The 25,731-nt window shown below is 50.3% G+C and carries 24 protein-coding genes, 4 tRNA genes and 1 pseudogene; 21 read left to right on the top strand and 8 right to left on the bottom strand.

Features of this window, described 5'->3' with window-relative positions; translation table 11 throughout:
* Positions 1-30: 30 nt before the first annotated feature.
* The 3 genes and pseudogenes from QZT94_RS06620 to argF all read left to right on the top strand — a co-directional run.
* Positions 31-327, top strand: a pseudogene (locus QZT94_RS06620) (metal-sulfur cluster assembly factor); the annotation flags it as partial.
* Between the two features lie 44 nt (positions 328-371).
* Positions 372-1,598, top strand: a complete 1,227-nt coding sequence (locus tag QZT94_RS06615; protein WP_296761021.1) for an arginine deiminase — start codon at positions 372-374, stop codon at positions 1,596-1,598.
* A 68-nt stretch (positions 1,599-1,666) separates the two neighbouring features.
* Positions 1,667-2,671 (top strand): ornithine carbamoyltransferase, encoded by a 1,005-nt coding sequence (argF, locus tag QZT94_RS06610; protein WP_270625615.1) that lies wholly within the window; start codon positions 1,667-1,669, stop codon positions 2,669-2,671.
* An 89-nt stretch (positions 2,672-2,760) separates the two neighbouring features.
* Here argF and QZT94_RS06605 read toward each other — a convergent pair whose 3' ends face one another.
* Positions 2,761-3,552: an HAD-IIA family hydrolase gene (locus tag QZT94_RS06605; protein WP_072509436.1), complete on the bottom strand. Its 792-nt coding sequence runs from the start codon at positions 3,550-3,552 to the stop codon at positions 2,761-2,763.
* Positions 3,553-3,736: 184 nt separating this feature from the next.
* Here QZT94_RS06605 and QZT94_RS06600 point away from each other — a divergent pair, with 184 nt between their 5' ends.
* Positions 3,737-5,401, top strand: coding sequence for an ABC-F family ATP-binding cassette domain-containing protein (locus QZT94_RS06600; RefSeq protein WP_296761019.1), 1,665 nt, complete (start codon positions 3,737-3,739; stop codon positions 5,399-5,401).
* Positions 5,402-5,454: 53 nt separating this feature from the next.
* On the opposite strand, the gene QZT94_RS06595 is transcribed toward QZT94_RS06600, so the two are convergent.
* Positions 5,455-5,682: a hypothetical protein gene (locus QZT94_RS06595; protein ID WP_270625617.1), complete on the bottom strand. Its 228-nt coding sequence runs from the start codon at positions 5,680-5,682 to the stop codon at positions 5,455-5,457.
* 51 nt (positions 5,683-5,733) lie between these two features.
* Between QZT94_RS06595 and QZT94_RS06590 the strand changes: the two genes are divergently transcribed.
* Both QZT94_RS06590 and QZT94_RS06585 read left to right on the top strand, forming a co-directional pair.
* Complete coding sequence (locus QZT94_RS06590; protein ID WP_072509439.1) at positions 5,734-6,222, top strand: histidine phosphatase family protein; 489 nt, start codon at positions 5,734-5,736, stop codon at positions 6,220-6,222.
* 206 nt (positions 6,223-6,428) lie between these two features.
* A complete protein-coding gene (locus tag QZT94_RS06585) occupies positions 6,429-6,794 on the top strand; it encodes a hypothetical protein (protein WP_270625618.1) in 366 nt (121 codons plus the stop codon).
* Positions 6,795-6,939: 145 nt separating this feature from the next.
* Here QZT94_RS06585 and QZT94_RS06580 read toward each other — a convergent pair whose 3' ends face one another.
* Positions 6,940-8,175 (bottom strand): glucose-1-phosphate adenylyltransferase, encoded by a 1,236-nt coding sequence (locus tag QZT94_RS06580; protein ID WP_296761067.1) that lies wholly within the window; start codon positions 8,173-8,175, stop codon positions 6,940-6,942.
* A gap of 131 nt (positions 8,176-8,306) precedes the next feature.
* Here QZT94_RS06580 and glgA point away from each other — a divergent pair, with 131 nt between their 5' ends.
* From glgA to QZT94_RS06555, 5 genes are all read left to right on the top strand, one after another.
* Entirely contained in the window at positions 8,307-9,512 is a 1,206-nt protein-coding gene (glgA, locus tag QZT94_RS06575) for a glycogen synthase (RefSeq protein WP_296761017.1), read from the top strand.
* Between the two features lie 96 nt (positions 9,513-9,608).
* Positions 9,609-10,397, top strand: coding sequence for an ATP-binding cassette domain-containing protein (locus QZT94_RS06570; protein WP_296761015.1), 789 nt, complete (start codon positions 9,609-9,611; stop codon positions 10,395-10,397).
* Between the two features lie 78 nt (positions 10,398-10,475).
* The gene (locus QZT94_RS06565; protein ID WP_296761014.1) at positions 10,476-11,813 is read left to right on the top strand and encodes a glutamine synthetase family protein; all 1,338 of its coding nucleotides are present in this window, start codon (positions 10,476-10,478) and stop codon (positions 11,811-11,813) included.
* An 11-nt stretch (positions 11,814-11,824) separates the two neighbouring features.
* On the top strand, positions 11,825-14,956 hold the full coding sequence (locus tag QZT94_RS06560) for a bifunctional [glutamine synthetase] adenylyltransferase/[glutamine synthetase]-adenylyl-L-tyrosine phosphorylase (RefSeq protein WP_296761012.1): 3,132 nt from the start codon (positions 11,825-11,827) through the stop codon (positions 14,954-14,956).
* 10 nt (positions 14,957-14,966) lie between these two features.
* Entirely contained in the window at positions 14,967-15,674 is a 708-nt protein-coding gene (locus QZT94_RS06555; RefSeq protein ID WP_296761010.1) for a histidine phosphatase family protein, read from the top strand.
* Positions 15,675-15,764: 90 nt separating this feature from the next.
* Here the strand turns inward: QZT94_RS06555 and QZT94_RS06550 are convergent, their stop codons facing one another.
* Positions 15,765-16,469 carry a DUF4191 domain-containing protein gene (locus QZT94_RS06550; RefSeq protein WP_072509445.1) on the bottom strand — a complete coding sequence of 235 codons (705 nt, stop codon included), beginning with the start codon at positions 16,467-16,469 and terminating at the stop codon, positions 15,765-15,767.
* Between the two features lie 136 nt (positions 16,470-16,605).
* Between QZT94_RS06550 and QZT94_RS06545 the strand changes: the two genes are divergently transcribed.
* The gene (locus QZT94_RS06545) at positions 16,606-17,616 is read left to right on the top strand and encodes a hypothetical protein (RefSeq protein WP_296761008.1); all 1,011 of its coding nucleotides are present in this window, start codon (positions 16,606-16,608) and stop codon (positions 17,614-17,616) included.
* Between the two features lie 45 nt (positions 17,617-17,661).
* On the opposite strand, the gene QZT94_RS06540 is transcribed toward QZT94_RS06545, so the two are convergent.
* The gene (locus tag QZT94_RS06540; RefSeq protein WP_296773302.1) at positions 17,662-18,594 is read right to left on the bottom strand and encodes an SPFH domain-containing protein; all 933 of its coding nucleotides are present in this window, start codon (positions 18,592-18,594) and stop codon (positions 17,662-17,664) included.
* 220 nt (positions 18,595-18,814) lie between these two features.
* Between QZT94_RS06540 and QZT94_RS06535 the strand changes: the two genes are divergently transcribed.
* The 3 genes from QZT94_RS06535 to QZT94_RS06525 all read left to right on the top strand — a co-directional run bounded on the left by QZT94_RS06535 (position 18,815) and on the right by QZT94_RS06525 (position 19,077).
* Positions 18,815-18,887: transfer RNA gene (locus tag QZT94_RS06535), tRNA-Gly, on the top strand.
* 41 nt (positions 18,888-18,928) lie between these two features.
* A tRNA-Cys gene (locus QZT94_RS06530) sits at positions 18,929-18,999 on the top strand.
* A gap of 1 nt (position 19,000) precedes the next feature.
* Positions 19,001-19,077, top strand: a tRNA-Val gene (locus tag QZT94_RS06525).
* 118 nt (positions 19,078-19,195) lie between these two features.
* Here QZT94_RS06525 and QZT94_RS06520 read toward each other — a convergent pair.
* A complete protein-coding gene (locus QZT94_RS06520; protein ID WP_296761005.1) occupies positions 19,196-19,567 on the bottom strand; it encodes a hypothetical protein in 372 nt (123 codons plus the stop codon).
* Positions 19,568-19,723: 156 nt separating this feature from the next.
* Positions 19,724-19,811: transfer RNA gene (locus QZT94_RS06515), tRNA-Leu, on the bottom strand.
* A gap of 191 nt (positions 19,812-20,002) precedes the next feature.
* Here QZT94_RS06515 and QZT94_RS06510 point away from each other — a divergent pair.
* From QZT94_RS06510 to QZT94_RS06495, 4 genes are all read left to right on the top strand, one after another.
* Positions 20,003-20,725 (top strand): HAD hydrolase-like protein, encoded by a 723-nt coding sequence (locus QZT94_RS06510; RefSeq protein ID WP_072509448.1) that lies wholly within the window; start codon positions 20,003-20,005, stop codon positions 20,723-20,725.
* Positions 20,718-21,227: a nucleoside triphosphate pyrophosphohydrolase family protein gene (locus QZT94_RS06505; RefSeq protein WP_270625624.1), complete on the top strand. Its 510-nt coding sequence runs from the start codon at positions 20,718-20,720 to the stop codon at positions 21,225-21,227. The genes QZT94_RS06510 and QZT94_RS06505 overlap by 8 nt, the downstream gene beginning before the upstream one ends.
* A 182-nt stretch (positions 21,228-21,409) precedes the next feature.
* The gene (locus tag QZT94_RS06500) at positions 21,410-22,504 is read left to right on the top strand and encodes an FAD-dependent oxidoreductase (protein WP_296761002.1); all 1,095 of its coding nucleotides are present in this window, start codon (positions 21,410-21,412) and stop codon (positions 22,502-22,504) included.
* A 38-nt stretch (positions 22,505-22,542) separates the two neighbouring features.
* A complete protein-coding gene (locus QZT94_RS06495) occupies positions 22,543-22,950 on the top strand; it encodes a hypothetical protein (protein ID WP_079985834.1) in 408 nt (135 codons plus the stop codon).
* A gap of 106 nt (positions 22,951-23,056) precedes the next feature.
* On the opposite strand, the gene QZT94_RS06490 is transcribed toward QZT94_RS06495, so the two are convergent.
* Positions 23,057-23,992 carry an aldo/keto reductase gene (locus QZT94_RS06490; RefSeq protein ID WP_072509450.1) on the bottom strand — a complete coding sequence of 312 codons (936 nt, stop codon included), beginning with the start codon at positions 23,990-23,992 and terminating at the stop codon, positions 23,057-23,059.
* 229 nt (positions 23,993-24,221) lie between these two features.
* Between QZT94_RS06490 and QZT94_RS06485 the strand changes: the two genes are divergently transcribed.
* The gene (locus QZT94_RS06485; protein ID WP_296761066.1) at positions 24,222-25,052 is read left to right on the top strand and encodes an undecaprenyl-diphosphate phosphatase; all 831 of its coding nucleotides are present in this window, start codon (positions 24,222-24,224) and stop codon (positions 25,050-25,052) included.
* 21 nt (positions 25,053-25,073) lie between these two features.
* Positions 25,074-25,715 (top strand): HAD family phosphatase, encoded by a 642-nt coding sequence (locus QZT94_RS06480; protein ID WP_296760999.1) that lies wholly within the window; start codon positions 25,074-25,076, stop codon positions 25,713-25,715.
* The last annotated feature ends 16 nt before the right edge of the window (positions 25,716-25,731 follow it).

The raw sequence follows: 25,731 nt of genomic DNA, 5'->3' as shown, positions 1-25,731 counted from the left end.
CTCACCCCGCAAAATGCGCTCCCTACCAAAGAGGAAATACTGGAAGCACTGAAAGATGTTATTGACCCCGAACTGGGGATTAATATCGTGGATTTAGGGCTGATTTATGGGGTTGAGCTGCAAGAAGATGGGACAGTGGTTCTCGAAATGACACTTACCTCAGCCGCCTGTCCACTCACCGATGTGTTGGAAGAGCAAACTCAGTGGGTGCTTTCGGCGATGGCGTCTCGGGTTCAAATCAACTGGGTGTGGATGCCACCTTGGGGACCAGATCGCATTAGCGAGGACGGACGTGAACAGCTGCGGGCTCTCGGCTTTAACGTTTAATGAGGTAACATAGGCTGTTAGAGAAATCTAGCAGGGGGAAGTCTATGACACTTGGGGTCTGGTCTGAAGTTGGTAGATTGCAGAGAGTTTTAGTACATCGCCCAGGTAAAGAGCTCAATCGCCTCACCCCCTCTAATCGAGACGAACTGCTGTTCGACGATATTTTATGGCTAGAAAAGGCGCGTGAAGATCACGATACTTTCACCGCTATTCTTAGCGCCGAAAATGCCGAGGTGGTTTACTTAGCGGATTTATTGGCGGAAACTTTAGATATAGAGGCAGCGCGTAAATGGTTGCTGGCGGAAACAATTAATGAGCGTCATTTCGGAGTTTCGCTTAGCGAAGGGTTACGCCAGTATTTGGATACGCAAGAAAGCTCACGTTTAGCACAGATTTTGCTCTGTGGACTTACGCGCCAAGAAATTGAGGAACAGCTGGGAAAAGTTTCCTCAGTGGTTTTAGCCCGGGTTAGTGTTGAGGATTTGGTTTTGGGGGCATTACCTAACCATTTATTTACCCGCGATACTTCTGCTTGGATTGGCGGGGGAGTTATGCTCTCGGCCATGAAAAAGACTGCCCGTCGCCGTGAAACCTTAAACTTGCAGGCTATCTACCGGTTCCATCCAGATTTTAGCGATAATCTTACCCAGTTTGGCGCAGGCGTAGCTGACAGCCCCGCCTCCACCGAGGGCGGGGATGTAGAAATACTCTCGGAACACTCGGTACTGGTAGGGATTTCGGAACGTACCAGCCCGGCAGGTTTCGAGCGCCTTGCTTCCCGCCTGCTCCGGGACTCGTCCTCATCAATAAATATGGTTACCGGGTTGTTGATGCCGATGGAGCGAGCCCAAATGCATTTAGATACGGTTCTGACGATGATTAACCGGGATACTTTCTATAAATACAAAAATTTGGGGATGTTGGAGAGCGTTACTGCTCGCCGGGGCGCAGACGGTCAAATCTGTTGGCAGATGCATCCGGAAGCCGAAATGCATGAGATTCTTGCTCAGGCGGCCGGAGTGAGCGCGGTTAATATTCTGCAAACCCCGCAATCTGATAGTGGCGCCGAACGCGGGCAATGGAATGATGCCTGTAACCTGCTGGCACTTCGTGAAAACGTGGTGACTTCCTATGACCGCAACTGGCAAACCATCGACTACTTGCGCTCCCAAGGGGTAAAAGTTTTAGAAGTTCCCAGTGCAGAGCTGGGGCGTGGGCGCGGAGGGCCGCGCTGTATGACCTGTCCGTTATCGCGAGCAGCTGTTGAATAAATAGCGGGGTCTGAATCGGGGAAACAGATTTAGCTCAATAGTAAGAAAAAAAATAGAAAGGTTAAACTGTGGCATTACTATCTGGTCGCCATTTTCTAAAAGAACTCGATTTCACCGCCGAGGAATGGCGGTATCTGCTGGATTTGGCGGCGCAGCTAAAAGCAGCCAAACGGGCGGGAAGTGAACAGCCTTATTTGAAAGGTAAAAATATCGCCCTGATTTTTGAAAAAACTTCTACCCGCACGCGCTGCTCTTTTGAAGTAGCTGCCTACGACCAGGGTGCCCATGTAACTTTTCTCGACCCGGTGGCCTCCCAGATTGGGCATAAGGAATCTATGGCGGACACGGCGCAAGTATTGGGGCGCTTCTATGATGGCATTGAGTTTCGAGGACGGCGTCAAGAGGACGTAGAGACTTTAGCGCGCCTATCGGGGGTGCCGGTTTGGAATGGTCTGACCGATGAGTGGCATCCCACGCAAATGCTTTGTGACCAGCTAACTATGATGGAACATTCCGGACGCGACTTGCAGGATATTTCCTTTGCCTATCTGGGTGATGCCCGCAATAATATGTCGAATTCGCTGCTGATTTCCGGGGCAATGATGGGCATGGATGTGCGAATTATCGGGCCAAAGCAGCTGTGGAATGAACAATGCTGGATTGATAAAGCCCATGAAATTGCGGCTCTAACCGGCGCGAGAATCACCCACACTGATGATCCGGCTGCTGGGGTTAAGGGTGCGGATTTCTTGTATACCGATGTATGGGTTTCGATGGGGGAGCCGAAAGAAGTCTGGGATGAGCGGATTAAGCTGCTCTTGCCCTACCAGGTTAATGCCCAGCTAATGGCGGAAGCCGGACAGCAAGCAAAGTTTTTGCACTGCCTACCGGCGTTCCATGACCGCGCGACCACCGTGGGGGAGGATATTTACCAAAAAACTGGTCTCGATGCCTTAGAAGTTACCGATGAGGTGTTCTGTGGGGAACGCTCAGTAGTGTTTGACCAAGCAGAAAACCGGATGCACACCATTAAAGCCGTGATGGTAGCTACTTTGGGGACGCTAACTGACTAGAATAATCAGGTACTGAAAGGGGAGGCGCCCGGCCAGTGACCGGGCGCCTCCCCTAATGATTTAACAGTCAGCTAAGTGTACTAACCAGACTATCCAAGTAGGGGTAGTAGATCCCCGATTCCGTTGAACACTGCCTTGGGGCGGTAGGGGAACTTCTGGATGTCCTCGCGGGAAGTTGAACCTGATAACACTAGGTAGGAATCCATACCGCTTTCTACCCCGGCGTGAATATCAGTGTCCATGCGGTCGCCGACCATGGCCGCGTCCTCGGAGTGGGCGCCCAGCTTATTGAGTCCCGCCCGGAACATTACCGGATTCGGTTTACCCACGAAATAGGGCCTCCGCCCGGTAGCCTTGGTAATCATCGCGGCTACTGACCCCACCGCGGGCAGGGTTCCGTCCTCGGAAGGACCGGTAGTGTCCGGGTTGGTGCAAATGAACTTCGCGCCCTTTTCGATTAGTCGAATCGCTTTGGTAATATTGACGAAATCGTAGAAGCGAGTTTCACCTAGAACCACATATTCCGGATTGGTTTCAGTCATAATATAACCGGTTTCATGGATTGCGGTGGTAAGTCCCGCTTCTCCAATGACGAACGCGGTCGAGTTAGGGGACTGGCTATTTAAGAATTCGGCAGTAGCGTTAGCCGAAGTCCAGATGCGGTCTTCGGGAACCTCTAATCCCGAGGTTTTTAATCGTGCAGCTAAATCACGGTTAGTAAAGATAGAGTTATTAGTTAGTACCAGGAACGGGATATTTTTCTTTTTCAGGGTTTCAATAAACTCGCATGCTCCTGGTAGCGCCACGGATTCGTGCACCAGCACTCCATCCATATCGGTCATCCAGGCTTTGGGTTTACGCAATTCACTAATATCGCTCATATCCTTATTTTAACGGGCAAAGACATCTATTTCTGGTCTGTTAAATCTGTAATCTAGCTATTTCATATCTGAGGTTCGGTATCTGCTTCGACCTACTCCTATCCTCGAAAATACGGGATAGTAGCGGACCAAGCAATAGCCGTATCGGTTTTAACTACGGTCAGCTCCTGGGTAGAATCGCGGGGTGATTAATGCGCAAGATATGGAAGTGCGGATCGGGCAGCGGCTCTTGGTCTCCCGCACCAATTTGCGGATTGATAAAGGGATGCGGATCGGTCTAGTGGGGCGCAATGGCGCTGGTAAAACCACTACTATGCGCCTAATCGCGGCGCTAGTTGCTCTCGGTAAACATCGCTCCAGCGGCTCTCTTAGCGAGGACGAGGCTCAAGAACTAATCGACAATATCGATTTTCAAGGCAAAGTTACTTCCTCCGGGTCAGTAGGGTATCTGTCACAGGACCCGGCGGTAGGGGTAAAGCAAAAGGACGGGATTTCCCGGATCATGGCGGTGCGGGATTTGGATCGCACTTTGCGGGCAATCGAGAACGCTCAAGAAAAAATGTCTACCACCAGCGGGGAAACCCAGGCCAGGGCGATAGAAAGATACGCCCGGCTGGATGAAGAATTTACTCGCCTAGGAGGTTATGCCGCCCGCTCTGAGGCTATGCAGATTGCCCATAACCTGGGGCTAGAGCAAGGCGCGCTCACGCAGCCACTAGCGACCCTTTCCGGAGGGCAGCGCCGCCGGGTAGAACTGGCGCGGGTACTTTTTTCCCAACCGGACGTACTGCTTTTAGATGAGCCCACCAACCACTTAGATCATGACTCCATTATTTGGCTCCGCGATTTTCTGCGCACCTATGTCGGCGGCTTTGTCATGGTCACCCACTCTACGGCGCTACTACAAGACACGGTAAACCAGGTGTGGTACTTGGATGCCTCCCGGGCGGTGATTGACCAATATAAACTCGGCTGGGACGCCTACCTGAAGCAGCGCGCTCAAGATGAGGCGCGGCGGCGCCGGGAGCGCCAAAATGCCCTGGCGAAAGCGCAGGCATTGCGTGAGCAAGGTGAAAAAATGCGGGCTAAAGCCACTAAGGCAGTCGCAGCGCAGCAAATGCTGCGCCGAGCCGAGGAACTGGTTAAAGAGGCCGGAAGCGAAACCAAGGCCGAAAAGGTTGCCCGCCTACGTTTTCCTACTCCACTAGCTTGCGGCAAAGTACCGCTTAATGCGCGCAGCCTCGCGAAATCCTATGGCAGCCTAGAGGTATTTTCCGGTCTAGATTTATCAATCGATCGCGGCAGCAAAGTGGTGGTTTTGGGGGAAAACGGCGCCGGTAAAACCACGTTGCTGCGCCTATTAAACGGGATTGAAGAACTAGATTCGGGGGAAGTTGTCCCCGGTCACGGCCTAAAACTGGGCTACTATGCCCAGGAGCATGAAACCTTGGATCCTGCCCGCACGGTTTATGAAAATATGACTGCGGCGGCTCCCGACCTGGATGAAACCCATGTGCGCAACATTTTGGGACAGTTCTTATTTTCGGGTGAGGACGCTTTCAAACCGGCCAGCGTGCTTTCGGGGGGAGAAAAAACCCGGCTAGCTTTAGCCACCCTGGTGGTAAGTGGCGCCAATGTGCTGCTGCTTGATGAACCTACCAATAACCTAGATCCGGCGTCCCGAGAAGAAATCTTGCACGCCCTCGACCAATACGAGGGGGCAGTGGTGCTGGTCACCCACGATCCGGGGGCCGTGGAGGCACTAAATCCGCAGCGGGTGTTGCTGCTCCCTGATGGGGACGAGGATTTATGGAGCGATGATTACCTGGATCTGGTGGAACTGACTTAGCTAGCAGCCGGCCTTACTCGTAATCTTGCTGGGGCTAGTGGGTAATTCGGGGACTAATCCAAAGTTGCCGTCTCGATCTCGCTAAAGGGAACTACCTTGGTGGGAAAAGAGCGATACGCCAGATATTGCCGCAAAAAATCAGCGTGTTCATCGCAAGTCAGCCAGGTTTTATGTACGGGGCGGGGAATCTTGGGGTTGCGCCACAATACCGCTTTGGTTGCCGGGTTTTCGCACCGGCGGGCTGAACAGATATTGTCTTCTGGTCCTTTAGCTAAAGCCATGTTCCTCCTTGTCCTTAGTTTTCATTCTAGAGGCTTAGCTAGGATGGAAGTATGAGCTACAAATTAACCCTGGTACGACACGCGCAGGCTGGTTACGGCCACGGCGACCACTCTCGTCCTTTAACCCCGGCTGGGGTGCGGCAGGCGCGAGAGCTGGGGACGTTATTGGTTAAAGAGGGCGTTGAAGCCGAGCTGATATTGCATTCTACGGCGACTCGCGCCACTCAAACTGCGAGGCAGCTGGGACAATTCTACCAAGGCGTTCAACTACTGGCAGAGGACGAGCTGTACCATTGCTCCCCGGAGCGGCTGCTGCGCCTAGTGGAAGAGTATGGACCGACAGGCGGTAAAACCATTTTGGTAGTGGGACATGAACCGATTATCTCGATGACTGCCCAACTGTTAACCCCAGACAACGCCAGCGTTCCCTATGGAGTATCCACCGCTACCGCTATTGCATTTCACGTTCGCTCCTTTAATAATCTTGGCTCTGGTAGCGGGCAGATAACCGGGGTTTTCCACGCCCCGCTGCGCCAATAGTCTTGGGTTTAATTGGGAAGTATTAGAGAATTGAAGAAATTATTTAGCAGTTAGAGGTGCTGAAAGCGGTACAGAGGACTTGAAAGAAGCGTCTTCAGTACTGGAATAAATTTCTGTATCAAAATTCAGTCAAGCCTAAAATTTGCTAGTTGTCCGGGTTTTACAGGAAAATAATTCTGAGTTTTCTATCTAAAGGATGAATAATAATGAGTCAATTTAACCCCAATCCCAATCCAAATAATAGCTCTAATCCCTACCCGCCAAGCTCGCCGACGCAGCCTCAGGTGGGGCAGCAACCTAGCTACGGGCAGCCCCTGCCACAAGCTCCTATACAGGGTTATCAAAGTGGGGGAGTAGCAAGTCCGAATGCCGAAGACACCGGTAGTTTCGGCTGGGCAGTTCTGGGGTTCTTTATTCCCATTGCAGGGTTGGTTCTTTGGTTGGTGTGGAAAAATACCAAGCCTAAGACGGCAACCCAATGCCGTAACGGTTTTATCGCTGGTCTGGTTCTAACCGTAGCTTTCTATATTTTCAGTTTTGCAATTATCGGCTCTTTGAGCAGTGGTATCTAAGCTAAAAATCGGCTAACTATCTGGCAAGAAAACGGGCAATAGCCTGGGTATTAGCCCTAAAATCTGGTAGACCAATCAAAAATGGGTGGGGCAGATATGAAACCATATCTGCCCCACCCATTAGCTATTGCTAGCGTTAAATGGGCTATTCGTTTACCACTGTTCCCTTGGGGACTACCGTGATTCCGCCCTCGGAAACAATAAAGCCCCGCTCGCGGTCTCTATCGTGATCGACACCGATTTGTACCCCCGGTCCGACTCGAACATTCTTATCTAAAATAGCGTTGTGAATCACAGCGGAGCGTTCAATATCAACCCCATGCATTAGTACCGAACCATCAACATGTGAGTAGGAATGTAAATGCACCATCGGGGAAAGCATGGAACGTTCCACCAGAGCACCCGAAATGATAACCCCAGGAGACACAATAGAATCTAGCGCCTCACCGCGCCGACTCTCATCATTAAAAGTGCTTTTAGCAGGAGGTAACCAGGCATCTAGTTTGGTAAAAGTTGGCCATTCATAGTTGTAGAGGTTAAAAACTGGCGACACCGAGAGTAAGTCTTGATGAGCGTCATAAAAGGCGTCAATCGTACCCACATCCCGCCAGTAATCCCGGTCGCGGTCAGTAGCGCCTGGAACCTGGTTCTTTATAAAGTCATAGCAATTAACCCCGCCATGCTCAACGAAATAGGGAACTAAATCTCCACCCATGTCGTGTTTAGAATCTTCGTTTTGCGCATCTGCTTGCAGCGCGGCTACTAAATCTTTAGTAGTGAAAACATAATTCCCCATAGAGGCCAAGAACTTAGTTGGGTCATCCGGCAGTCCCTCGCAGGTGTCCGGCTTTTCTAGGAAACGCTTGACCGTGCCACCGTCCTGGTCTATTACCCCGAAACTGCTTGAGAGTTCGATTGGCTGACGGATACCGGCAACCGTGCAAGGCAAACCAGATTTAATATGGTCATCTACCATTTGGGAAAAATCCATCCGATAGATGTTATCTGCACCGATAATAACCAGGTATTTCGGATCTTCATCGCGAACGATGTTGAGAGACTGGTAAACAGCGTCTGCACTGCCTAAATACCAGTGTTTTCCTCGCCTTTGCTGGGCTGGTACCGGGGCTATATAGTTGCTGAGCAAATCCGACATTCTCCAGGTGGTCGCCAAGTGGCGGTCTAAAGAATGGGATTTATATTGAGTTAGCACTACCGAGCGTAAATACCCCGAATTGACCACATTGGAAAGGGCAAAATCGATGAGACGATAGATTCCCCCAAAAGGAACCGCGGGTTTCGCGCGATCTAAGGTTAGTGGCATCAGTCTTTTACCTTCACCACCGGCTAGAATCATGACCAGTACATTGTTCTTACGCATATTTTTAGGATAGGACACATTATTTCTTTTGGGGGCGGGTTTGGAATCAAAACTTCGTTCCCGCCCCTATAAATGTTGATTCTATTAATCTAGTAAATAACTCTTAAATCGTTTTTTAGAAAGGCGTTCCCATGCGTGTCGATTTGCTAAGTCGCGAGTATCCCCCTCATGTCTATGGTGGGGCTGGTGTTCACGTTACTGAGCTAGCGAAAGTGTTAGCTGAACGAATCGAAGTGGGGGTGCATTGTTTTGAGGGAGCGCGTCCTACAGATGAGCAGAAAATAATAGTTAATGGATATGAGTATTGCTCCGAGCAAGAGGGGGCTAATCCGGCGCTTAGAACCTTGGGGATTGATTTGCAGATGGCGCAGCATTGCGACCAGGCTGATTTGGTGCATTCCCATACCTGGTATGCCAATATGGCTGGTCATTGGGCCAAAAATCTCTATGAAATCCCCCATGTGGTGACCGCTCATTCCTTAGAGCCGCTGCGTCCTTGGAAACGAGAACAATTAGGTGGCGGTTATAACCTCTCCTCCTGGGCAGAAAAGACTGCCTATCTGGCGGCGGATGCGGTAATCGGGGTTTCTCATGGGATGAAGGATGATATTTTGCGCTCCTACCCGCAAATAGACCCAGATAAGGTGCATGTAATCCATAATGGGCTGGATTTGGCGGACTGGCAGTTGCCCAGTGATTCTCAGCTGGTTTCCCACACCCTAGCTAAATATGGAATCGACCCGGATTTACCTACTGTGGTATTTGTAGGTCGGATAACCAGACAAAAGGGACTGCCTCACTTTTTGCAGGCAGTGAAACAGATTCCGGATAGCACCCAAGTAGTGCTTTGCGCGGGTGCGCCTGATACTAAAGAGATAGAAAAAGAGGTACGGCAGCTGGTAGACCAGCTTAGTGGGCAACGTTCGGGGATAGTGTGGATTGAAAACATGATGCCACACGATGACCTGGTACATATTTTGTCCTCCGCTGATGTTTTCGTCACCCCTTCGATTTACGAGCCGATGGGGATTGTTAATTTAGAGGCCGCCGCCATGGAACTTCCGGTAGTGGGAACCGCTACCGGGGGGATTCCGGATTGTATTGCCGAGGGCGAGACCGGATATTTAGTGCCTATTGACCAGCTAACTGATGGCAGTGGTACTCCCACTAATCCCGCTAAGTTCCACCGAGATATGGCCGAGAGAATCACCGATTTGATTGAGCACCCAGATCGGGCAAAACAGATGGGTAAAGCGGGACGGGTTCGAGTAGAGCAGAAGTTTTCTTGGCAATCGGTAGCCGATAAAACCGTAGCGCTTTATCGTTCGCTTTTGTAGTTTTCAGCTGCGGGACGGTTTTAAGCAGGGCGAGCATTTGGGGAAGATGCTCGCTCTTGCCCCTTAAATGCCTCCTCCAATAGTTAGGATTAGGTTATGGATACTCTGCTGCGATTAAAACACGTGGATTTTATGCGTGGGAGAAATCAGATACTTGATGATATTTCCTTTCAAACTAAAGAGGGCGAAAACTGGGTAATCCTAGGTCCTAATGGGGCGGGCAAAACCTCTTTGGTTTCTATTCTGGCAGCTCGTAACTATCCCTCGCGGGGGACAGCGAAAATCTTGGGGCATCACTTAGGTAACGTGCCGGTACAAGAGTTACATGAACGGGTAGGGTATTGCTCTTCTGATGTTCTGCGTCTGATTCCCGGACAACAAACGGTAAAGGCACTGATTCTATCGGCGGCTTACGGCACTATAGTCCGGGGACGCGATCACGATTTCGAGGACATTGATTATCAGCGCCGCGCTAATTTGATGGAACTATTTGGGGTAGATAATCTGCAAGATCGCTGTCTATCTACTCTTTCTGATGGGGAAAGAGGGCGGGTTTTGATTGCTCGTGCTTTGATGGCAGACCCAGAAATCTTGATATTAGATGAACCGGTAGCTGGAGTTGATTTACAGGCTCGCGAACTGTTGCTATGCGCCCTAGATGAACTTAGTTCCGATCCAAAATCTCCCCAAATTGTGATGGTCACGCATCATTTAGAGGAAATCCCAGCTTCTTTTAACCGGGCAGCCTTGATGAAAGCGGGAAGAATCATTGATGCGGGTGCAATAGATGAGGTACTGACCAGTGAGCAGCTTTCTAAGGCATTCTCCTTGCCTTTAAAATGTGGACGTGGAGATAATAACCGCTGGTGGGCGCACGCTCGGTGAAGAGATAAGCAGGGCGTCAAATATGAAACTCCAGCAGGAAATAAACCGACTAAATAGCAAACGAAAAGGTTAAAAATAATGGATTCAGCACAAGAGGATGTATTACAAAAAATTGCTGAACTGGGCGTAAAGTTCATACGCCTGTGGTTTACCGATGTGTCTGGCTCGTTAAAATCGGTAGCGATTGATCCGGCAGAACTTGAGGATGCCTTTATAGAGGGTATCGGGTTTGATGGTTCCGCTATCGAGGGATTCACCCGGGTTTACGAATCTGATATGTTGCTACGCCCCGATGCCTCTACCTTCCAAATCTTGCCTTGGCGCGGGGACGATGGTGAAGTCGGACGAATGTTTTGCGATGTTTATACCCCTGATTTGCGCCCTGCCCGCTCAGATCCGCGCCGGGTATTAGAACGCCAACTTGAGCGTGCAGCCGATTTAGGATTTACCTTTCGCATTCACCCGGAAATCGAGTTTTACCTGTTTAAACCACTCACTTCGCTAGATGAGCCCCTGCGTCCTATCGATAATGCCTCCTATTTTGATCATGTGCCTAACGGGGGAGACAACTCTTTTCGCCGCCGGGCAGTGGCGATGCTGGAAGAAATGGGGATTTCGGTCGAGTTTTCCCATCATGAAAACGGTCCGGGACAAAATGAAATCGACTTGCGTGCCTGTGATGCGCTCACCGGTTCCGATAACATCATGACTTTTAGGATTCTGATTGAAGAAATCGCGATGCAAGAAAACCTGCTGGCTACCTTTATGCCGAAGCCGATGGCGGGGCAGGCGGGCAGTGGAATGCATATCCATATGTCTTTATTCGAGGGCGAAGAAAACGCTTTTTATAACGCGGGCAGCGATATTTATCAGCTTTCCGATACTGGGCAAGCCTTTACGGCTGGTTTACTTGCTCATGCTCGCGAGTACTCGGCGATAGTGAATCAACACGTTAATTCCTATAAGCGTTTGTGGGGAGGTTCCGAGGCGCCCTCCTATATCTGTTGGGGGCATAATAACCGTTCTGCCCTGGTGCGCGTCCCCCTATATAAACCAGAAAAAGCTGGTGATGCCCGCATCGAGTATCGCGCAACCGATCCGGCCGCTAACCCTTATCTGGCTTGTGCCTGTCTGCTAGCTGCCGGGTTAGACGGGATTGAAAAAGAGATGAAGCTTCCTTTAGAAGCAGAAGATGATGTGTGGCGACTTTCGGACGCGGAACGGCGCGCCCAGGGAATCCCGACTTTGCCTTTGACTTTAGAGGAAGCCATCGGGGAACTGCGTCAATCTGAGTTTATGGCGAAGGTGCTGGGGGAGGAAGTTTTCGCGTATGTACTGCGAAATAAAGAGCGGGAATGGCGTGAATACTCGGCGCAGATAACTCGTGGAGAGTTGGCAAAGTTCTTGCGGGTGTAAAGCGGGCAGCTATGGTCAGGGAAGTTACTTTAGCCTCAAGGCTGCGAGCTAGCGGGGTCAGCGAGGTCGAACGCGCTGAAAAGTGGCTTGCTAGCGACGGATTGGCTCCTCTAGTCGAGCGCGAAGATTTCTGGCGCGACCTGGCTGCCTGTGCGCAACCTGACCAGGTGTTACTTTGTTTAATCAACCTGTTCGAGGCAGTAGATTCAGCGAAAAGCCTCTTGGACGATAACCCTCAGCAGCTTTCCCTAGTTATTGCTTTATCTGGTTTATCTAGGTTTTGCGCAGACTACCTGATTGCGCACCCCTCGCTGCTGGAGCAGCTTCAAGTCAAATCCTTGCAGAGCTATTGGGACGGGGAACGATACCTGGTAGACCAAGAGCTTGCTATGGTGTTTCGGTTCCGCGAGATAGCCCGAGAATATATTTTGCGCGCGATTGGGGCTAGAGAAATCCGGGAGGATACTTGGGTAGCGCAAGGCGACCTTAATGATTTACGGCGGGCTTATCGCTTTCAGCTGCTACAAATTGTTGCCGAGGACGCGCTACACCCTGACCCATTAGCTTTCTTTTCAGTGGTCGCCGCTAAACTTGCCGCCCTTACTGACGCTACCTTAGAGGGGGCTCTGGCACTTTCGCGTACCCAATACGATCCGCAGGGAGAGGTAGATTTTGCGGTGATTGCCCTGGGGAAAACTGGGGCGGGGGAGCTTAATTATCACAGCGATATTGACCTGATTTATGTTGCCGAACCGGCTGCTGGCAGCAATCTGAACGAAGAGGAAGCGCTTCGGGTTGCGTCTCGTCTGGCGATTGGGATTTCGGCTGCCTGTTGCGGCCCGGGAATCGAGATGCCACTGTGGCCAATCGATTTAGCGTTGCGTCCCGAGGGGCAGGATGGGGCTACTTGCCGCACGGTAGCTGCCCACGCTAAATACTATAAAAAATGGGCTAAGACCTGGGAGTTTCAGGCACTACTGAAAGCTAGAGCGGCCGCCGGGGATAAAAGAGTGGGGAAAGCCTATATCGACACGGTGTGGCCAATGGTGTGGAGCGCCGTGGAACGGGAAGGTTTCTTTACCGACACTCGAGCAATGAGACGCCGAGTTGAAGAATCTATTCCTGCCGAAACTGCTGGTCGGGAAATAAAATTAGGTCCTGGCGGGCTGCGAGATATAGAGTTCTCGGTGCAGCTGATGCAAATGGTTCATGGGAGAACTGATGAGAGCCTACGGGTTCGCCCCACTTTGCAAGCCTTAGATGCTCTTGCCCAGGGGGGATATATCGGCAGGGATTCTGCGCGCAAGCTAGCAGATGCCTACCGTTTCTTACGGGTAGTAGAGCATCGAATGCAGATGCAGAGAATGAGCCGTACCCATTTATTTCCCCAAAACCCACAGGATGAACGCCGAGTGGGCAGGTCTTTGGGAATAGACCGCTTCGGTAAACGGGGGCAATTGCGCAAGTATTGGGAAAAGTTGAAACCGCAAATACGTGCTTTGCAGCAAGACATTTTTTATCGCCCTTTACTGCCGGCAACTGCTGGTTTATCTAAAGAGGAAGCTGCTTTGAATCCACAAGCGGCCACCGATCGTCTACGGCTTGCCGGTTATCTAGATCCGCGGGGCGCTCTGGGGCATATTGGGGCGCTCACCTGTGGGGTTTCGCGACGTAGTCAAATCCAACGACACATTTTGCCGGTGTTGCTTGGTTGGTTGGCGGAAGGTCCTTCTCCTGATGCCGGATTGCTTCGGTTTCGCCGTCTTTCGGAATCTATTGGGGAATCTCACTGGTATATGCGTCTTTTGCGTGACTCTTCCCGAGTTGCCCACCGCTTGTGTATCATTTTGTCACTCAGTCCTTATATTGCCGAGCGTCTGGAACATGTTCCGGAAGCGGTGCAGTGGCTAGATGATGATGAAAAGCTCACTCCGCGCACTTTTAGCCAGCTTTTCACCGAGATGGAGGCACTATCCCGCCGTCACCAAGCTACTGGTGAGGCGATTGATCGGATTAGGCAAGCTCGGGGACGGGAATTGTTGCGTTGTGCCCTTAGAGATGTTGTGGATTGTCTAGATCCGATTTCTTCCCAGGCAGCGATTACTGACATTAACGATGCCACTATCGCTACCGCCAGTGAAGTTATTTTGCGAGAGCTGGCGGAAAAAGAAAAGCTATTGCCTCGCATTGCCCTGGTGGCGATGGGGCGCGGGGGAGGACGCGAATGTGCCTATGCCTCAGATGCTGATCTTTTGGTGGTTCATTCCCCTCTGATTGATTCGCGTTGGAGTAGCCCTGGGGCGGTGACTTCTACTTTGGCTCCTATTTTGACCCCAGGGGCATCTCCCACTGTCTTGCGGTCAAATGCTAAACTTCCTGCTCCGGAGGCTGCTAGGATTGCAGCTTTGTTTGCTACCCGTTTGCAAGAGGAGATGAATCGCTCATCTACTTCTCCCAGTCTAAAAGTTGATTATTCGCTGCGCCCCGAGGGAGCAGATGGGGCGTTATCTCGTTCTTTGGATGCTTTGCGTGACTATTATGAACGTTGGGCTGAGCCCTGGGAGTTGCAAGCCTTGCTGCGAGCTCGGGTATTTTGCGGGGATCGGGATTTAATGGATAGCTTCACCAAAACTATTAATCCGATTCGCTACGGAACGGCAATAGACGAGGGTGGCATTCGGCAGATTCGCCTACTCAAGGCACGTATGGAAAATGAACGGGTTCCGGGAGGGCAAGACGCTTCTTTACATGTGAAACTCGGCCCGGGAGGGCTTAGTGATGTGGAGTGGATTGCCCAATTATTACAGTTGCAAAACGCAGCTTCTTGCCCCAGCTTGCAGGTAACCGGTACTTTGCAGGCACTAGAAGCGGCCAGGGCGCAAGGTTTAATATCTGAGTCTGCCGGTTCTTATTTGCGGGATGCTTGGATGATGGCGTGCCGAGTTCGCTGCGGTAATGTGCTGGTAACTAACCGCATCAGCGGCAATAAACTTGATTATTTACCTACGGCAGCCGGATATGCTCATGCTTTGGCTCGGCTGCTCGGATATTGTCCGGGAACCGAAAATGATTTACGGGAAGATTATTTACGCCGGGCGCGCCGGGCTCGCGCGGTAATGGAAAGAGTGTTTTACAACTCGTAAAGGAGCGGTTATGAAACTGGTGTTAATGCGTCATGGGCAAACTAACGCCAATATTACTGGTGCGCTTGATACTGCCGAGCCAGGTTCTCCACTTAACGCGGAGGGGGAGCGGCAGGTGCAAGCAGCAGTAAAGACTTGGGAAGAACTCGGTCTGCCAGACCCTCAACTTATTGTGACTTCTAATCTGATTCGCACCCATCAAAGCGCAATCCCCTTTGAAGAACATTTCGGTCTTGTCCATGTGGAAAGCGCAGATGTGAACGAGATCCAGGCGGGGCGCTTGGAAATGGCTACCGATATGGAATCGGTTGAGAAATATGTGCGCACGATTGGCTCCTGGATGCAGGGGCAGACCGAGTTACAAATGGAGGGGGCACAAACCGGTGTTCAAACTTTGACTCGCTTTAATCGGGTAATTGCTAAGGTCGCGCAGCAGGTAGCTAGTGATGGCTGTGCGCTAGTTATTGCGCACGGGGCTATTATTCGTTACTGGGCTTATATGAATACCTCGGAGATTACTTTTGCCCTTGCGGCTACGAAACCGGTTTCTAATGCGTCTTTATCTGTTTTCGAGGGCGAGCCGGGGCGCTTTTCTGCTCGGATTTGGTCTTCGCGTCCGGTAGAGCAGTGGCAGGTAGATGAGAACCTTACGCAGCTGCGAACTTCAAAAGAACTATTGGATAAACTGCTGGGCAGCCCCAAAACGCCTGGAAAATAGGTAAGACCAGTTGGGGCTGCCCAGTTTTTCAGTTCTTGATTTAGCGGGCAGATATGCGACTATTAATTTCGCGCGAAAAGCCTATTTAGCTTATTTTCCGCGCAGCATTCTCCGGTTTATCTTAGTTTTTGCCGGATCAACCCCACCAGGTAGGCGATATGCCTTGTTCTGTAAGGATTGAAGCCTTTGGGCAACGACCGGCACTTCGTCCTTACTGATTTCTTTCTTTAGGCGATTAATAGTTTTTAGCAGTTTAGCTAGAGGAACTTGGTTTTTGCCCGAGCCGGATTGGACTTTATGAATCGGTACGGAGGGGGCTACCCGGTGGCATTTGCGTTCTTGCTCATTTAGCAGTTCACTGGCACGCGAGGAGGGACCTTCCGAAATTAATACGATACCCGGTCTGCCTACTAATCGATATACCAGGTCTTGTTTACGGTTAAAGGCTACCGGTTCTTCCTCTACAATCCAGCCGCGTTTAATGGAACGTAAAATCGCATAAACGTTGCCTTTTACTCCCTCTAGCTGTTTGTACATGGCGCTATTAGCTAGCCGGGTGAGCAGGGTAGTAGCTAGCAGCATTCCCAGCGACAGGGCGATAACCATATAAAAAATGGTGCGACCGACGCTTAGTGAGCTGATTAGACAGATTACCAGCACTATTAGGGGTACTGACACAATTATGGCGAGCAGTGCCCAGCCAATCCAGGAATAGGAACGTTTAGTTACGCGGTAAATGTCCGCGAGGTTATTCCACCAGTGTTTCTTTTTCTGCGGGTTATTTTGTGTAGTCATGATGGTCTAAGCCTATCGAAAAAATTGGGAATTCTGGTATTAGCGAAGTAATCCCCAGGCACTGATTGCTGTGAGCGCTACTGGAGCCTGTGGAAAACAAGGTGAAAGCAGGAATCGAATCTGCTGGGGTGAGGGTATGGAAACTAGATGCATACTCAAAAATGCCGCTAACCCCAAAGTTAGGGAACAAGAAATTAGGACGGATAAATCGGGCAGACAATGGCTTGCCATTTCCGTCGATACTAATGCCTTATCGATTTTGCAACAGATAGTGCCGAGCGGAAAACCGCATTTTCCCTGTCCGCATCTCATAGAAGACGCGCAAGGAAAGAACTGGCTGCTGCGACCAGTTTTAAGAACTGGAAAGGGAGGAGGCGAGGACGCAATTGCGAAACCTCCTTCCAAGGGCAGGGAGATAGAAAAGTCTATGTTTTTGGCATCGGGTTCTGCTCGGAAAGAAAGCACTGCTAACGTTTTAGACTCTACTGTTTTGGTGGGTGATAGTTCTTCTCCAAGATTACGGGAGAATCTCCAGGATTTACCCGCTCAGGGTGCGCTTGAAAAAGATGCCGCAAACCTTTTAGAGCCAGCTGCTATACCCAAAACTTTCTCCTTTGTGCCCGCTAAACCTAGTAATAGCCCGTTTTCTGAAGCTAAAAAAGCACTTCCTGACCCAAGGGGGAATCCTGGCGCTTTGAGGGGGAAAAATTCGCTATTGCATAGGGCGGGTAATCCCCTGGTCATTCAGACGGAAAAGCCCTCACTTTTCGGGGCGTCTCCTGCGGGTAGTAAACGACCATCTTCGTTTGCTCCCCAAGTCGCAGTAAATGAAGCGGGGGCGATAGCTCCGGCAAGTTCTAAAAAGAAACCGGTTGTGGGACTGGGTTTTACCGATTCTTCAAATTTGGAGGATGACTGTTCAGTAAATGCCGCTGAAACCTATCTAGTTAAACCTGCTTGGGAGCGCCTGAAAACAAAAGCGAGTGGGAAAGCATCCAGTAAAGCAGCTGGTATAGGCGGGGGCGATAAGGTGGCAATAGTTGCTGAACCCCTAGAAGCCTGGAAACTGTGGATGCGTCCTTTCCTTGCCTTTATATCGGTAGTTTTAGTGCTAGCGGGTTCTTGGCAGCTAGCAGGAGGTCTATAACCAAACCTCCCGCTAACTGTGAATTTTTTTAGGTAATATCCGGCATTATTCCCCTTGACCAGCAGCTTTTATACCTGCGACTAGAGAGTTACGGATTTCTTCCATAGTGTTAGTAACTCCATTTGGATTGGAGGGCAACATCAAGGTTTGGGACTTGGAGTATTTTGCGACCTCAGCCAAGGTGTCGAAGTATTGTGTCATTAACAGGATTTGCTGCGCCTGATCCCCAATGCCGGCATCACGCAAGGATTCATACTGTTCAACCAAGCCTTCTACGATAGCGCGCCTTTGTAGGGCGATTCCTTCACCTTGGAGACGTTTCGATTCGGCGTCCGCTTCTGCTTGTTTAACCAGTTTGATTTTATCGGCTTCTGCTAGTTGGATAGCCGCTTCCCGTTCACGCTGTGCCGCGTTGATAGAGTTCATAGATTCCCGAACCCGTTGATCGGGATTTATGTCGGTAACCAGTGAGTTTACGATTTTGAATCCGTAACGTGCCATCTGCTCTCCCAAAGAAATCTCAATCTCTTGGGCAATCGTGTCTTTAGAGGAAAATGCTTCATCTAAGTTCAGCTGGGAGAGGGAGGAACGTACCCGGTCGAAAACGTAGGAAGTAATCTGTTGGTTAGGGTTGGATAAGGAATAGAACGAGGCCGCCGAATCTTGCACCTGGAACTGTACTGATACCGGAATAGACACAAACACGTTGTCTTTGGTTTTGGTTTCCACCACCAAATCAAGTTGCTGGATTCTCCGTTCTACTTTCTTTGCGATTCGGTCAATAACTGGGATTTTGATATGAAGCCCAGGGCTGCAAACTCGTTTGAATTTTCCGAACCGCTCGATTATGGCTTCGGTTTGTTGCTTAACGATGAAAATAGCTGAGAACAATAGGCAGACCAGCAGGAGAAGAACAAGGATCATAATGATTGTGTGCGTACTGCTCTGAGCAAAGATTGCATTTAATGTTTGGAACAAACGAGTTCTCCTTTAAAACGAGTTTTCATACGGACAATTGCAGAATATCAAACTAGGTTCTTTTTCCCGCGTGCAGTTTCACTACGGTAGTTTCTCCCAGGCTCAGTCGGTATTGAATGATAATAGGTGAATAATCCAAGGTAAGGGCGGCTGTGAGCAGCCCCACGCAAAGTCAGTTTGGCAAATCTAAGGTCTTTGTAGATATACTTTCATACGCAACGCGGATGTAGCTCAGTTGGTAGAGCATCACCTTGCCAAGGTGAGGGTCGCGAGTTCGAGTCTCGTCATCCGCTCGTTTTAAAGGGCGTCGCCAAGCGCGGCGCTCTTTGATTATGGTGGGTTGGTCGAGTGGTTAGGCAGCGGCCTGCAAAGCCGTGTACACGGGTTCGAATCCCGTACCCACCTCGGGCGATTGGCGCAGCTGGTTAGCGCGTTTCCTTGACACGGAAGAGGTCGCTGGTTCGAGTCCAGTATCGCCCACCAAGGCTGGTTATTACCGGCTATCTATCTGCTCTCCGCCCTCTTTTAGGTGGATTAGCTCTAGAGACCTAGAGGCGGGGGTAGCGTTTTAAGCAGGGTCAAGATCTAAAACCAGGATTGCTTACTTAGAGTAATCAGCTCCTTCAACGGTGTCTCCTGGTTTTGGGGAGACGCTGTTTTTTAGGGCTTGCCCGGAATCGCTAGCAGCTTGTGTCCAGGCATCTAGTTCTTCCTGTATGGTTTGACGAATCATTTGCTTGGGGTTGTAGCGAGAAAAATTGATATTGCGCAGCATTTTTAGGTTTTCTAAATCTTCAGGGGTGAGTGCGCTAAAGTCTCCAGAAGACTCCCGTCGCATTTTTGCTGACCAGGCTTGTATAGAGGCTAATAAATGTCGTAGCCCTGTCAGAGCTTGCGCAACATTTTTCGGTCCTAAAACCAAAGCGGCAATCACCGCCAGTACCAAGAACTCGCTACCACTGATGCCAAACATTACGCATTCACTCCGCTAGCAATATGCATAAAACTACTCTAGGTTAGTTAAGAGATTTTTTACCAATAGAAAATACTGATTTTGAACTAAAACCGATATTTATAAACATCCGCAATAGATATAGATAACGAAACCTGTCTCGGGTCACCCCAAAAGTGCGCGGGAAGGGACTTGAACCCTCACGACCGTTAAGTTGGTCACTAGCACCTCAAGCTAGCGCGTCTACCGATTCCGCCACCCGCGCTCAAGGACACCAGAGAGATTAGCACACCTTGTAGCTTGCATGAAAAATGAAACCTAAAATATGAGCTGGGACACTATATGGAAAAGCGCTTTACTGAGCCTTTGTGAATTGCGTAAGCACAAAAATGCCTACAATAGGGCAGGGAGTCACGTTCTAGAGCTATTTACCTCGGGATAGAAACGGAAAAGCGGATGGAAAAGCATACTTTCGACACTGTGGTGTTCGATATGGACGGTACTTTGACCGATTCGGTTCCCCTTATTACCCAGGGAATTAGAGAAGTTATTTCCCACTATAATCTTCCCAGTCAAAGCCCTCAGCAGCTAAAACGGTTCGTAGGTCCGCCGCTGCGTCTAGGATTTAAAACCTATCTAGATTTAGAAGAAGACCGACTTGATGAAGCTGTTGAAATATACAGGCGTTTTTACCGTCCTCGGATGAGGCAGACTCCGCTCTTTGCGGGGATTAAAAAAATGCTTGCGCAACTGCACTCGGCAGGTCTAAAAACGGCGATTGCGTCCTCTAAACTTGAGGAACTGGTAATCGAGATAGCTCGCGCTAGTGGGATAAGTCCCTACCTGGATGTGATTGCCGGAACCAGGGAAACCCCCGGCACTAGCGCTGAAAATCCTAGTGATGTTGCTAATCCGCTAACTCGGCGCGGCAAAGAAGGGGTTATTCGCTATGCCCTGTCCCAGCTGGGCAATACTTCCCAGCTGGAAAAGACAGTGCTGGTTGGAGATCGCCAGGACGATTATCGGGCTGCAAAGAATATCGGCATTGAGGTAATCGGGGTTTCTTGGGGCGCTGGAACCGCCGCGGAGTTCCCGGGAGCTACCTGGGTTAAGTCTGTGGAAGAGCTTACGGACATTTTGCTTTCGGGAAATAATAAAGAAAGGGATAATTTTGATTAACGAGGACGAAGAACGAACCTCAGCGAATGCGGCTAACTTGGGGCTAAACCTGCCTGATTCGCACCGCCCCGAGGATTTGGTGCGCCAATTCCACGAGGTTTACGGACTGCCGATTCAGCACGGGCCGGCCAGTATAAATCACGAGCGGGTTCATATGCGGATGCGTCTCATTTTTGAGGAAGTGTGTGAATTAACCGGGGCTGTCTATGGGGATAAGGCTCGCGCCCTCCTAGAGGAGGCTATTTCTTCCCTACCTGATGACAATACTCGCGACACTATCGAGGCCGCGGATGCTCTGGCTGACCTTACCTACGTTATTTATGGAATGGCGCTTGAATGTGGGATTTCACTGCCAGCGGTACTTCGGGAAGTGCAGGCTTCCAACCTGTCAAAGCTAGATGGTGCGGGCAAACCGATTTACCGTGAGGACGGAAAAGTTCTAAAGGGCGAGAATTTTTTTCCTCCGGACATCAAAAAGGCGCTAAAACACCAGATTCCCTAGTAGGATTAAGACCAAAAGAATATTTCTTTTTGATAGCGTAAGATAGACTAAAACCGAAGGAACGATTTTTAGATTGCTAACCTCTTCTCTCGCTGCCGGTAGGGTGGCATCTGACAGGTTACGGTCTAATCCGGCTCGCATCTGCTTCATGGGGATACTTGAAGCGGGCAAAGGGAGGTAACGTGGCTAAAGTAGTAGTCATTGGCGGCGGTTATGGTGGTATAACCGTAGCGGGTGGGCTAGATGACGTAGCCGATGTCACGTTGGTCGAACAGAAAGACCAGTTTGTTCATCACGCCGCCGCGCTCAGGGCGGCAGTAGATTCCGTGTGGGGACACACCGTATTTATGCCCTACAGCCGGCTACTTGAACGGGGGCGGGTCGTTCACGGAACCTGTATGCGGGTGGATGGTCGCACGGTTTATGTAGCTGGACATGACCCTATCGAAGCTGATTTTTTGGTGTTAGCAACCGGAACTACCTACCCATTCCCTGCAAAACACATGGTTTCCCAAGCTTCGGTTGCAAAGGCTCGTCTTGATCAAACGCGCGATAACTTAGCGCGTGCCAAACGAGTAATGCTGGTCGGAGCGGGTACTGTCGGCGTAGAATTCGCGGGCGAGCTAACCTCCACCTACCCCAATATGAAAATCATTATGGTGGATAAAGAACCCTATATCCTGGGCACTCCTGGATATTTAGATTCTTTGCGCGAAACCATGACCAAGCAACTAGAAGCACGCGGTATTGAACTGGTACTCGGCGCGCCTTTGGCCTATATGCCTCCCACCGATGTGGGTATACTTTCCACATTCCAGGTGGAAACCCTCGCGGGACAATCCGTAGAAGCCGATATGTGGTTCTTGTGCTATGGCGCTCAAACGTCCTCCGGCTACCTACACGGATCCTATTCCCAGGTTATGCATGCTAATGGCACCGTTATGGTAGATGAACATCTGCGGGTTAAAGACATGGAGAATGTCTATGCAGTTGGTGACATCACCGATGTGCCAGAATCAAAGCGCGCAGATGCTGCCCGCGCTCACGCCCGCGTGGTAATCGCGAATATTCGCGATCAGCTATCGGGGCGTACTCCTTCGACAACCTATGCTCCGGGTAAGGAGTGGGTCATTTTGCCGTTAGGTCCTGATGGCGGGGCCTCACAGCTGGTTGATCCGGACGGTACAACTAGGATTGTTGGACCGGAAGAAACCGCCGAAATCAAGGGTACCGATTTGATGGTAACCATGATTCGCGGGCAACTTCACCTACCCTAAGCAGGAAGGTTGTATAGAAGCTAAGGGGGTAGTCTATCGTGGCTGACCATTTACAGGTGACCTTTGATAGTTTTGTTGCAGCGTTGCAAGCGCATTTAGAAGCTGCCCGGCGAGCAGCTGACCCAGATTCTGACCCACAGGTAGCTAAAGCGAGCCAGGCATTAGAATCAGCCTTTTCTACCTATGATGAAGCGCTCTATTCGCAGCTTGGCTGTGATCTTCCCCTAGATGTGTTTGAATACGAAGATATTGATTCCGACACTCTTTTCGAACATATTAACCGAGTTTTAGATGATGAAGAATCTGATGACTATGACTCAGATTTTGATGATGAAGAATACGACTACGAGGACGAAGACGACTCGGATAAACAGCTAGATGAAGCTGAAGCAGCCCTCCTTGAAGACTACGACTTTGACGAAGAGGACGAGGAAAACGAAGATTAGTTAGCTTTACCGCGCTTAGCTTACCGCGCCTTCCCGCTAACCCTTCCTGGCTCTTGCTTTAGAAGTTTCCGCTATTATTTCAAGTTCGCCAGTTATCTGCTTTGGCTTAGGCACTAACCTCATCGAGTGCCACCCGGATTTGGTGAGGAACATGGGCATCAGCTGCTTTAAGTACCGCCGCAAATTGCCCAGCGCTACGTGCTCCGGTCAATGCGCTGGTAACTCCCGGTGCGTCCTTTACCCAGGCTAAGGCCAATTTTAGGGGCTCCCATTCTAGTCCCTCAGCCCCGGCTAATACCGCTTGGGTTATCGGTTCGTACTCTTTTGAGAGGTAGGGGGCAACGAAGCCTTGTAAATGCTGAGACGCAGCCCGCGAATCGGGGGGAACGCTGGTTTGATATTTACCGGTCAATACTCCTCGCCCTAACGGTGACCAAGCGATAAAACCAGAATCAAAATGAGTGCTTGCCGGCAGAATCTCGTCCTCAACTTGACGATTAAGTAAAGAGTATTCCCCTTGGACAGCAGCAACCTCGTAGCGGTCTTGCCCCAGCAATACTGCCAGTTCTGCCATTGCCCAGGCCGGATAGTTAGACACCCCTACGTAGCGGGCACGCCCAGAACGCAGTGCCATCTCCAGAGCGGTAAGGGTTTCCTCTACCCGCACAAACGGGTCATAGTGGTGTACAAACCAAACATCAAGATAAGAGACTCCTAAACGCTCTAAGGATTGATCTAGTCCGCGCAATAAATTTGCGCGGGAGGCATCAACACTGGGAGGATCTCCTGGTCGCACCCCTGCCTTTGAACAAATAACCAAATCATCGCGGGAAAATTTCTCCTCAAGGAGATTGCCGATGAGTTTTTCTGACTCGCCCTCACCATAGGTGGCGGCGGTATCAATCAGGTTACCCCCGGCATCTAGGAACATTTGAAGCTGCTGACTTGCTTGCTCAAAATCGGTGTCTCGTCCCCAGGTCAGGGTGCCAAGCCCCAGGGTGGAAACCATCAGTCCGGTACGTCCTAGTCTTCTCTTTTCCATATCCCCAGGTTAAGGGGAATCAGTCTTAGATGTTTTAGGCACGGCGACTAAACTTAAAAACTGTTAGCTACCGAGCTGATTTTTATAGGGATAACCGGTGGCTTAAGGGATTTTGCTGCCCAAACAATGTTGCTAAATACCCCGATTTTTGCCGAAAACTGCCAGGGGTGAGAGAAAACACCCACAGTGGCTGCCACTATTTAATCTCTAGGCTATAGGCTTGGTGGACGTGGGTATTTTTGAAGCCATAATTATGGGGCTAGTTCAAGGTTTAACCGAGTTTTTGCCGATTTCTTCCTCGGCGCATCTTAGGATTGTAGGGGCATTATTTGGTGATGATCCTGGCGCAGCCTTCACCGCGATTACCCAAATCGGTACAGAAAGCGCAGTTCTTATCTATTTTTGGAAAGATATCAGCCGGATAGTTTGTAAATGGTTTCAAGCTTTCGTCCCAAAGCGTAGCGGGGTAACTCAAGCTGATTCGGATGTGCGCATGGGGTGGATGATTATTGTAGGCTCCCTCCCGATTGGCATTTTGGGGTTGCTAGGCCAAGATTTTATCGAAAGTCAGCTTCGCAATATGTGGATTACGGTTTCTATGCTGGTCATATTTGCTTTAATTTTGGGGGCAGCGGATCGCTACGGCAAGAAAGAAAAAACTTTAGAGCATCTGTCGTGGCTGCAAGCTATCCTTTTTGGTTTCGCGCAAGCCCTAGCCTTAATCCCGGGAGTTTCCCGTTCCGGTGGGACTATTACTGCTGGTCGGCTAATGGGCTTTACTCGGGTGGCGGCGGCTCGCTATTCGTTTCTGCTGGCGATGCCGGCGGTTTTCGCTTCCGGGTTTTTCGAGGCTGCTAAATCAGTAGGGAATAATCCTGCCGGTTGGGGCGCAACCATTCTTGCTACCGCAGTTGCTTTCGCGGTGGGATATGCGGTTATTGTTTGGTTTATGCGTCTTTTGGAAACCAAGACCTTTACGCCTTTCGTTATTTATCGTCTGCTTTTAGGGATTGCGGTTGCTGTGGCGCTGGCTACTGGCGCTTTATCGGCATTGGCATAAGCAAATACGGGATTTTCAGCTATGGGCGCGGTTCTTTTTGATATGGACGGAACTTTGATTGATTCCGAACCGCTGTGGCATCGTGCAGAAGCACAGATTGTTGCGGGTTTCAATCAGGAATGGAGTGTAGAGGACGGGCAGGCTTTAACTGGTAACTCACTGTTTGATAGTGCCTGTATTATGATTCAACGCAAGAATCTGCCGTTAGCGCCGCAGGCGGTGATTGAGATGATGGTCTCGGCAATGCACCAGTTCTATGTTACTCAGGGGATACCTTGGATAGAGGGAGCCAAGTCGTTATTAAGCGAGTTGGCATCGGCAAATATTGCTACCGCCTTGGTTTCGGCTTCCTATGACATTTTGGTTCAGGATGTGTGTCGTAGTGCCCCGAAAGGTTCCTTGAGCATCATGGTGACTGGTTCTGAAGCCGATATCCGGCAAAAACCGTTCGGAGATCCCTATCTGCTCGCAGCTAAACGACTGGGAGTGCCGATAAACGAGTGTTTAGTGGTGGAAGATTCTACTCCCGGACTGAAAGCTGGAAAAGACGCGGGGGCGCGCCTGGCTTTGGTAGGGCAGCGGGAAGTTAGCGGAATTGAGGCGGCGCGTTTTAGCTCGGTAGGTCAAATGACGCTAAGCGATGTGCAGCGTTTGTTAGCTTAAAGCAGACCTGCGTCCT

The sequence above is a fragment of the Varibaculum sp. genome (assembly GCF_008661855.1).
Lineage (GTDB): Bacteria > Actinomycetota > Actinomycetes > Actinomycetales > Actinomycetaceae > Varibaculum > Varibaculum timonense_A.
Note: the sequence above shows the minus strand (reverse complement) of the source record. Positions and strands in the feature narration are given on the sequence as shown.

Bases quoted from the DNA above. Each gene is read 5' to 3' on its own strand.
- QZT94_RS06615 (WP_296761021.1), top strand. From the start codon at position 372: ATGACACTTGGGGTCTGGTCTGAAGTTGGTAGATTGCAGAGAGTTTTA.
- QZT94_RS06590 (WP_072509439.1), top strand. From the start codon at position 5,734: ATGAGCTACAAATTAACCCTGGTACGACACGCGCAGGCTGGTTACGGC.
- QZT94_RS06520 (WP_296761005.1), bottom strand. From the start codon at position 19,567: ATGTTTGGCATCAGTGGTAGCGAGTTCTTGGTACTGGCGGTGATTGCC.
- QZT94_RS06550 (WP_072509445.1), bottom strand. From the start codon at position 16,469: ATGACTACACAAAATAACCCGCAGAAAAAGAAACACTGGTGGAATAAC.
- QZT94_RS06545 (WP_296761008.1), top strand. From the start codon at position 16,606: ATGGAAACTAGATGCATACTCAAAAATGCCGCTAACCCCAAAGTTAGG.
- QZT94_RS06480 (WP_296760999.1), top strand. From the start codon at position 25,074: ATGGGCGCGGTTCTTTTTGATATGGACGGAACTTTGATTGATTCCGAA.
- QZT94_RS06510 (WP_072509448.1), top strand. From the start codon at position 20,003: ATGGAAAAGCATACTTTCGACACTGTGGTGTTCGATATGGACGGTACT.
- QZT94_RS06555 (WP_296761010.1), top strand. From the start codon at position 14,967: ATGAAACTGGTGTTAATGCGTCATGGGCAAACTAACGCCAATATTACT.
- QZT94_RS06570 (WP_296761015.1), top strand. From the start codon at position 9,609: ATGGATACTCTGCTGCGATTAAAACACGTGGATTTTATGCGTGGGAGA.
- QZT94_RS06560 (WP_296761012.1), top strand. From the start codon at position 11,825: ATGGTCAGGGAAGTTACTTTAGCCTCAAGGCTGCGAGCTAGCGGGGTC.
- QZT94_RS06565 (WP_296761014.1), top strand. From the start codon at position 10,476: ATGGATTCAGCACAAGAGGATGTATTACAAAAAATTGCTGAACTGGGC.
- glgA (WP_296761017.1), top strand. From the start codon at position 8,307: ATGCGTGTCGATTTGCTAAGTCGCGAGTATCCCCCTCATGTCTATGGT.
- QZT94_RS06605 (WP_072509436.1), bottom strand. From the start codon at position 3,552: ATGAGCGATATTAGTGAATTGCGTAAACCCAAAGCCTGGATGACCGAT.
- QZT94_RS06585 (WP_270625618.1), top strand. From the start codon at position 6,429: ATGAGTCAATTTAACCCCAATCCCAATCCAAATAATAGCTCTAATCCC.
- QZT94_RS06595 (WP_270625617.1), bottom strand. From the start codon at position 5,682: ATGGCTTTAGCTAAAGGACCAGAAGACAATATCTGTTCAGCCCGCCGG.
- QZT94_RS06580 (WP_296761067.1), bottom strand. From the start codon at position 8,175: ATGCGTAAGAACAATGTACTGGTCATGATTCTAGCCGGTGGTGAAGGT.
- QZT94_RS06490 (WP_072509450.1), bottom strand. From the start codon at position 23,992: ATGGAAAAGAGAAGACTAGGACGTACCGGACTGATGGTTTCCACCCTG.